At 62.2% G+C, this 6288-nt stretch carries 6 protein-coding genes, 1 tRNA gene and 1 pseudogene; 3 read left to right on the top strand and 5 right to left on the bottom strand.

Annotated elements, in window-relative coordinates; genetic code table 11:
• Positions 1-1258 (bottom strand): annotated as a pseudogene (locus QZ307_RS05850) (excinuclease ABC subunit UvrA); the annotation flags it as partial.
• Positions 1259-1618: 360 nt separating this feature from the next.
• On the opposite strand from QZ307_RS05850, the gene QZ307_RS05845 reads away from it, so the two are divergent.
• The 3 genes from QZ307_RS05845 to QZ307_RS05835 are packed head-to-tail and all read left to right on the top strand — an operon-like array spanning position 1619 to position 4004.
• Positions 1619-2467 carry a transporter substrate-binding domain-containing protein gene (locus QZ307_RS05845; RefSeq protein ID WP_295997147.1) on the top strand — a complete coding sequence of 283 codons (849 nt, stop codon included), beginning with the start codon at positions 1619-1621 and terminating at the stop codon, positions 2465-2467.
• Positions 2468-2482: 15 nt separating this feature from the next.
• Positions 2483-3265, top strand: coding sequence for an amino acid ABC transporter permease (locus QZ307_RS05840; protein ID WP_295997145.1), 783 nt, complete (start codon positions 2483-2485; stop codon positions 3263-3265).
• Positions 3255-4004, top strand: coding sequence for an amino acid ABC transporter ATP-binding protein (locus QZ307_RS05835; RefSeq protein ID WP_295997142.1), 750 nt, complete (start codon positions 3255-3257; stop codon positions 4002-4004). Before QZ307_RS05840 ends, QZ307_RS05835 begins: the two co-directional genes overlap by 11 nt.
• Positions 4005-4097: 93 nt before the next feature.
• Here QZ307_RS05835 and QZ307_RS05830 read toward each other — a convergent pair whose 3' ends face one another.
• The 4 genes from QZ307_RS05830 to QZ307_RS05815 form a co-directional block, all read right to left on the bottom strand.
• The gene (locus QZ307_RS05830; protein WP_295997140.1) at positions 4098-4433 is read right to left on the bottom strand and encodes a HepT-like ribonuclease domain-containing protein; all 336 of its coding nucleotides are present in this window, start codon (positions 4431-4433) and stop codon (positions 4098-4100) included.
• Complete coding sequence (locus tag QZ307_RS05825; RefSeq protein ID WP_295997137.1) at positions 4420-4713, bottom strand: nucleotidyltransferase domain-containing protein; 294 nt, start codon at positions 4711-4713, stop codon at positions 4420-4422. Before QZ307_RS05825 ends, QZ307_RS05830 begins: the two co-directional genes overlap by 14 nt.
• Positions 4714-4787: 74 nt before the next feature.
• Positions 4788-4863 (bottom strand) — tRNA-Thr (locus QZ307_RS05820).
• 150 nt (positions 4864-5013) lie between these two features.
• The gene (locus tag QZ307_RS05815; RefSeq protein ID WP_295997135.1) at positions 5014-6156 is read right to left on the bottom strand and encodes an aldo/keto reductase; all 1143 of its coding nucleotides are present in this window, start codon (positions 6154-6156) and stop codon (positions 5014-5016) included.
• Positions 6157-6288: the final 132 nt, after the last annotated feature.

Raw genomic sequence — 6288 nt, 5'->3', positions numbered from 1 at the left:
AGGGCTCGTCCAGCACGTAGAGCACGCCGGTGGTGCGGCTGCGCACGGCGCGGGTCAGCTGTACGCGCTGGCGCTCGCCGTTGGAGAGCGTCTCGCTGGCGCGGTCGAGGGTCAGATACCCCAGTCCCAGTTGCTCAAGGCGCTGGATGGGCTCGGCCATTTCGGTGGTAATCTGGTCGCACATGGGTCGCATGTCCGCGGGCAGCCACGGGGCCACCGTGGGAATCCAGTCGCGCAGGTCGTCCAGCGACAGCGCCGTCACCTGGGCCAAGTTCTGCCCATTAATGGTGGACGAGCGCGCCTTCTCGGACAAGCGCGTGCCGTGACAGGACGGGCACACGTCTTCGGTGAGGAACTTCGCCACGCGGGCCATGCCCTTCTCGTCCTTCACCTTCGCCAGGGCGTTCTTCACGGTGTTCACGGCGCTGTAGTAGGTGAAGTCCAGCTCCGCCGCGTGGCTCTTGTTCTTCGGCACGTACAGGATGTGCTTCTTCTCCATGGGGCCGTGCAGCACAATGTCCTTTTCCTCGGGGGTCAGGTCTTCGTAGGGCACATCGATGCGCACACCCATCTCCTTTGCCACTTCGGGCATGAGCGACCACATGAGATTGCGCCAGGGCGCTACGGCGCCTTCCTCGATGGTGAGCGTCGGGTCGGCAATGAGCGTGCTCTCGTCAATGGTGCGCACCACGCCGGTGCCGCCGCACTCGGGGCAGGCGCCGCCGCTGTTGAAGGCCAGGTCCTCGGCGGAGGGACCGTAGAATTCCACGCCGCAGGTGGAGCAGGTGATGGGCAGCTCGGCCGCCACGTTGAGCGTGGGGGCGTTCACGTGGCCGTTCGGGCACACGTGGCTGGCCAGGCGCGAGAACATAAGTCGCAGGTAGTTAAGCAGCTCCGTAGACGTGCCGAAGGTGGAGTGCACGCCGGGAATGCCCGGGCGCTGGCGCAGGGCCAGGGCCGCCGGCACGTGCAGCACCTCGTCCACCGTGGCGCGACCGGCCTGGGAGATGCGCCGTCGCGTGTAGGTTGAAAGGGCCTCCAGGTAGCGGCGCGATCCTTCCGCGTACAGCACGCCCAGGGCCAGCGAGCTTTTTCCCGAGCCCGACACGCCGGCAATGCCCACCAGCTGGCGTAGCGGCACGTCCAGCGAAATGTTCTTCAGGTTGTGCACCCGCGCCCCGCGCACCTCGATGGCGGTGGGCTCGTGAAAGTGCAGCGGTTCGGCATTTGTGTCGTGGGGGTGGAGGGAATCGGTCATGGTAGCTCGCTTGTGAGAGGCGGATGGTGTCCTTCTCATTGTTTCCCTCGTCGGCGTGTTTGACAAGATGATTCGAGTATTGGCGGCGTTTCGTTGGCCGAAGGTGAATGGTGCATAATGACTCATTGACGCAACATTGGGGTATAAGGTAACCATGGTGAATGCGTGGTTACTGCACCTTACGGGGCGCGGCTTCTTAGCCGGAGAGTCGTCCGCTGAGGCTGACCTGCCCGCGAGTACGCGAGCAAATTTCGAGAAAGCGAGTGGCACATGAAGCATTGGGAAAACGGGAAGCGCAGCGCAAGGGTTGTGCGGTGCGCTGCCGCGAAGGAGGGCGTTGCAGGTCTATCGGCGACGCGTGTGACGGGCAACTTCCGGCTGGCGGTTTTGATTGCTGCGTTGGGTCTGGCGCTCGTCGTTATGTTGAGCGGTTGCGCGGGAGGCGGCGAAGGCGCGACGGATTCGGCCGCCAACGCCGAGGGCGGCAAAACGCTGCGCGTGGCCATGGAGCTTGCGTACCCGCCGTTCGAGACTAAGGACGATGCAGGCAACCCCGAGGGCTTGGCGGTGGATTTCATTCGCGATTTCGGCGCCGCTTACGGGTACGACGTGCGTATTGAGAACACGGCGTGGGACGGCCTCATCCCGTCGCTGCAATCGGGCCAGGCCGATCTGGTCATCAGCTCCATGACCATTACCGACGAGCGCAAGCAGTCGGTGGACTTCAGCGATCCCTACGCTATGGCGCAGCTGGCCATTCTGGCCAACGCCGAATCGGGCGTTCAGTCCATCGACGACTTGAACCAGCCGGGGAAGAAAGTGGCCGTGAAAACAGGCTCTACGGGTGATGTGTACGCCACGAAAAACCTTCCCAACGCTGAGATTGTGCGGCTGGCCGACGAAAGCGCCTGCGTCACCGAGGTAGTGCAGGGCAAGGCCGATGGCTTCTTGTACGACCAGCTGACCATCTATCGCAACCATGCGGCCAACCCCGACACCACCGAGGCCGTGTTCATTCCCTTCCAAGACCCTGAGGCGTGGGGTATCGCGGTGAAGAAGGGCGATACCGAACTGCTCGACCAGCTGAACGCCTTCATTGCCCAGTCCAAGACCGATGGCGAGTTCGATCGTCTGACCGAGAAGTACCTGGCAGAAGAGAAGAAGGCCTTCGACGAGTACGGATTCAAGTGGTTCTTCGACTTCGAATAGGCTAAGGGGATGGCTATGGTGGGCTCTCTTTTCACGGCCTCGGGCGAGGGGCGGGTTGGCGCAGCTAAGGCGGCGCTGAACTACCTGCTGGTGTGCTGTGCCGTGGTGGCCGTGGTGTGGGCTTCGCTGGCCATGGCCGGCATCTCGCTCAACTTCGATTTCGTGGCCCAGTACCGCGTGCGCATTTGGGACGGCTTCTGCATGACCGTGGGCATTTCGGCAGCCAGTCTGGTGCTGAGCATGCTCATTGGCGTGCCCGTGGCCCTGGGCCAGGGCTCCCGCGTGCTGCCGGTGCGCTACCTGTGCGATTTGTACGTGAAGATCATTCGCGGTACGCCGCTTATCGTGCAGGTGTATTTCTTCTACTACATCATCGGCACGGCTTGGGGCATCGACAACCGCGTTGTGGCAGGCATTGTCATCCTGTCGCTCTTCTCGGGTGCCTATCTGGCCGAAATTGTGCGCGGTGGCCTTATGTCCATCGACCGCGGGCAGCTTGAGGCGGCCCGGGCCGTTGGCTTTACCCGCGCGCAGACGTTGCGCTACGTGGTGGCGCCCCAGATGGTGGCCCGCACGCTCCCGGCGTTGACCGGTCAGGTGGCCTCCATCATCAAGGACTCGTCGCTGCTGTCGGTGATCGCCGTTATCGAGCTCACGCAAACCATGCGCGAGATTACCGCCACGAACTACAACTTCTTCGGCGGCTTCCTGCTGCTGGGAGCGTTGTACCTGGTCCTTACGCTGCCCCTGATGTTCGTCAGCCGCCAGTTCGAAAAGAGGCTCGACTATGAGCACTAAGCCTTTGGCCGTGCGGCTCTCCCATATCACGCGCTCCTTTGACGGCGTCGAGGTGCTGCGCGACGTGACGCTTGAAGAAGAGGTAACCGCCTTGGCCATTATCGGGCCGTCGGGCGGCGGAAAATCGACGCTGCTGCGCATTTTGGGCGGCTTGCTGCCCCCTTCGTCGGGCACCCTTGCCGTGGGCGGCAAGGCGGTGCCGACCGACGAGGCGGGTTTGCGTGCCTATCGCGCCCAACTGGGATTCGTGTTCCAAGACGGCGGCTTGTTCCATCACCTGACGGCGTTGGAAAACGTGGCGCTGCCGTTGCGAGTGGTCCACGGCATCGAGGTGGCCGAAGCGGCTGACCGCGCGCAAGCGCTGCTGGCGCGTTTGGGGTTGAAGGGTGAGGCGGAGAAGCGCCCGGCTCAGCTGTCCGGCGGCCAGAAGCAGCGCGTGGCCATCGCGCGAGCCCTGGCGGCGCGGCCGGAGCTGCTGCTGCTCGACGAGCCCACCAGCGCCCTTGACCCTGAGTACACCACGGAAGTGCTCGATGTCATTCGTGATCTTAAAGAAGCGGGCACGCGTTTCGTCATTGTGACCCACGAGATGGGCTTTGCCCGCCATGCCTGCGATGACGTGGCCTTTCTGTGCGAGGGACGCCTCATGGAGTACGGGCCGAGTGCCCGTATCTTCGATAACCCGCAAACCCCCGAGCTGCAGCGCTTCCTAGGGCGCTTGCTGGAATGGAGCATGTAATGGCGAAGCGCGTCGGTATTTTGTACGAGTCCGACGAGTGGTCGGACTGGAAGCTGCACCGCGAGTTGGACAGACCTCGACTTTTTTGGAGTGCTAGTTGAGTATTTCCTTGAGATGCGCTGCTAGTGCGGGAATGTCGAACTGAATGGTGTTCCACGCCCAAAGGGAATCAACGACGCCGTAATCATGGGCGATTATGTTGCGGAAACCGTTGATGGCGTGCCAGGGCATACTGTCGGCATCGGTAAACTCGCGTGTGAGGGCGTTGGCAAGTTCGCCAATTTGAAAGACAGGCATGAGGAGCATATCGAAATAGGCCGAGTTTTCGATGAAAAGATTCTCGTCGATGCCGAACTCCTCAATGCGTGATGCGATGCTGTCGCAGTAATCAAGGATCTGCTGCAAGATAAGGCGGTCAGATTCGTTCATATACGAGGATCCTATCTTTGAGGCATTGGTCTTTGACAAAACTATAGAGTGACGCTTCGGTGGTTATGTCGATGGGCACGTTGAGGATTCGGCCGAGCGATTGCGAAAAGGCTCCTGCACTAAAAAGAGAAAACGTCGGGCCAGTTTCAAGGCAGAGATCGATGTCGCTCTGTCCGTTAGCGGTTCCTCTCGCATAGGAGCCGAAGAGGTATACGCGGCTGATGTCGAATTCGGAGGCGATATCGCGAACGGCGGTTTCGATGCTCGAAAGCGTAAGCACGACTCCTCCTTTCGCGCAAATAGGCAGGAAAGCAAACAGGCTGGAAGGTTTCGCTTCCAGCCTGCGGCAATTCATGGAGCCAACGAGCGGATTCGAACCGCTGACCTACGCATTACGAGTGCGTTGCTCTACCAGCTGAGCCACGTTGGCAAAAGGCTTCTTGCGAAGCGACTGCAAAGTATAGCGAATGCGCCCACCTCGCGCAAGGAGAAAAGCGGCGATAAAATCGCGAATTCACGAGATGATCGCCGACCTACGCATTACGAGTGCGTAGGTCGGCGCCCCAAATCTAAAGGGTTGCTAGCAGCCGAACAGCGCGGCGGTCTCCTCCATGCGCTTGGCAATGGGGACACCGAAGGGGCAGTTGGGCTCGCAGGTCCCGCAGCCGGTGCAGTCGCCGGCCTTCACGTCCAGGGCCTCGTAGTGCTCGCGCACCGAGGGCGGAATGTCATCGTGGGCCAGGGCCAGATCGGCGTACTTGTTCACCGTGGCAATGTTGATGCCCACGGTGCAGGGCTGGCAGTGGCCGCAGTAGATGCACTGGCCGAAGTAGGCGTGGGCCGGTGCGGCTGCCAGAATGCTGGCGTAGTCCAGCTCCTCGGGAGTGGCGTCCAGATAGCGCAGGGCGTCTTCCAGCTGGGCGACGCTCTCGACGCCAGCCAGGACGCTGGCCACGGCCTGGCGCGTCAGGCAGTAGTGCAGGCACTGCGGTGCGGTCAGGGCTGCGCCGAAGGGCGACTTCTCGGCGTCAAGCAGACGACCGCCGGCATAGGGCTTCATGACCGTCAGACCCACGCCGCGGGCCGCACAGGTGGCGTACAGTTTCTCGCGCGTCGGGTCGATGCGTGCCCCAGCTTCGGCGAAGTCGCCGAACAGGGTTTCCAGATCATCGCTGGCGGGCATGAGGTCGTAGGCCGGGTTCAGGCTGAACATGATCATCTCGATCTCGCCGCTTTCGGCCGCTCGCTGCGCTACCTCGGGGTTGTGGGTGGAAAGCCCGATGTGCTGGATGCGCCCCTCGGCTAAAAGTTCCCGCACGTACTCAATGAAGGGACCTGCCATGATCTCGCGAAACTCGTCTACGCGGTCCACGTAGTGGATCATGCCCAGCTCCACATGATCGGTTTGCAGCCGCTCCAGCAAATCGTCGAAGGCGGGGCGTACCTGGGCCATGTCGCGGGTGCGCACGTACTGGCCGTCCTGCCAGGTGGAGCCGATATGCCCCTGGATGATCCACTGATCGCGAGTGGGCGCCAGCACCTCGCCCAAACGGCTGCGCACCGCGGGATCGGCCATCCAACAGTCCACCAGATTCATGCCGGCCGCTCGTCCCCGGTCGGCCACAGCGTGCACTTCGGCTAGGTCCATGCCGCCAATCCACTCGGCGCCGAAGCCAATCTCGCTAACCTGAAGGCCGGTGCGGCCCAGCTCACGGTATCTCACAGGGGGTGCTCCTCTCTTGCTTTGCTTCTCCTCTGGCTCATCATAACAGCTTGGAGTTAACTTCAAGCAAGGCGGTGCAGCGGCGCCTTGCACCGGGCCGTGCGGCGGCGGGCGGTACAGCGGCGGTCGGCG

Source organism: uncultured Adlercreutzia sp. (assembly GCA_910585575.1).
GTDB lineage: Bacteria > Actinomycetota > Coriobacteriia > Coriobacteriales > Eggerthellaceae > Adlercreutzia.
This window is presented reverse-complemented; position numbering and strand designations above follow the sequence as displayed.

Excerpts from the sequence above, each read along its gene's own strand:
- QZ307_RS05830 (WP_295997140.1), bottom strand. The coding sequence starts at position 4,433 with ATGAACGAATCTGACCGCCTTATCTTGCAGCAGATCCTTGATTACTGC.
- QZ307_RS05835 (WP_295997142.1), top strand. The coding sequence starts at position 3,255 with ATGAGCACTAAGCCTTTGGCCGTGCGGCTCTCCCATATCACGCGCTCC.
- QZ307_RS05840 (WP_295997145.1), top strand. The coding sequence starts at position 2,483 with ATGGTGGGCTCTCTTTTCACGGCCTCGGGCGAGGGGCGGGTTGGCGCA.